This is a genomic window from Paracoccus sp. S4493 (genome assembly GCF_000967735.1).
GTDB classification, from domain to species: domain Bacteria; phylum Pseudomonadota; class Alphaproteobacteria; order Rhodobacterales; family Rhodobacteraceae; genus Paracoccus; species Paracoccus marcusii.
Genome location: NZ_JXYF01000481.1, coordinates 1 through 1052, shown reverse-complemented (window position 1 = coordinate 1052; position 1052 = coordinate 1). Strand labels below are relative to the sequence as shown.

Annotated in this window: 1 protein-coding gene; it reads right to left on the bottom strand. The window is 64.9% G+C overall.

The window, feature by feature from the left end:
* Window positions 1-54: 54 nt before the first annotated feature.
* Entirely contained in the window at window positions 55-987 is a 933-nt protein-coding gene (locus tag TW83_RS18620) for an IS5 family transposase (protein WP_045984280.1), read from the bottom strand.
* Window positions 988-1052: the final 65 nt, after the last annotated feature.

Below are 1052 nucleotides of genomic sequence, written 5' to 3'. Positions count from 1 at the left end.
GGCGATGTTGCGCAAATCAGCCCCGAGCATGACTGCCCCCTTTCCCGCCATTCTTCAGCGGACGGCTTCGATCTCGGCCCTGCCAAGGGCCGAGAAGCGGTTCATGATGGCGATGCGGATCTGGATTTCGGCGGTCTGGCGGGCGGGGTCTCGTGACATGATCCTCTCGCCGAAGAGCTTCAGGCAGTTCATCAGAGCTTCGACCCGACTTCGGACGTGATAGCCGGTCCACTTCTTCCAGAGCGCCCGGCCCAAGCGCCTGGTTGCCCGCAGGATCTCATTTCGCGCGGCAGCAGCGGGACAGTCTTCTTTCCAGGCGCGGCCATTGCGCCGGATCGGTATGACGGCATCCGCTCCTCGGTCGATGATCGCGCCATGGCATCGTCGTGTATCGTAAGCACCATCTGCGGTGACCGTGCCGATCGTCTCTTCCGGCGGGATCTGCGCCAGAAGCTCCGGCAGCAGCGGGCTGTCGCCTTGGCGGCTCGAGGTCAACTCGACCGCGCGCACATCCCCGGTGCCCGCGTCCATGGCGAGGTGGACCTTTCTCCATTGCCTCCGGCGTGACGGGCCATGTTTGCGGGCCTGCCACTCGCCGTCCCCGCGGAACTTGATACCGGTGCTGTCGATCAACAGGTTCAGGGGCTGCCCGGACGCGCGATACGGGACCTGCACCGCGATCCGCGCCTGCCGGCGGCACAGCGTCGAATAGTCCGGAACCGGCCAATCAAGCCCCGCCATCTGGATCAGGCTTTCAACCAGCCCGACCGTCTGCCGGAGCGGAAGCCCGAAGAGCACTTTCAGGGTCAAGCAGGTCTGGATGGCAGCGTCCGAGAAGGTCTCGGGTCGCCCGCGCTTGCCGGTCTTGTCGGCGTGCCAGACCGTCTCGGGATCGAACCAGACCGACAGCGAGCCGCGCTTGCGCAGCGCCGCATTGTAGTCTGACCAGTTCGTCGTGCGGTAGCGGATCGGGGAAGGCTTCGGCATGCCCTCGACCTAACCCTCAGGACGCGCTCAGTGAATCCCCATCACTGAGATGTGCAACAAGGTCG

What these genes read in the sequence shown, in the direction of transcription:
- TW83_RS18620 (WP_045984280.1), bottom strand. Translation starts at nt 987, where the DNA reads ATGCCGAAGCCTTCCCCGATCCGCTACCGCACGACGAACTGGTCAGAC.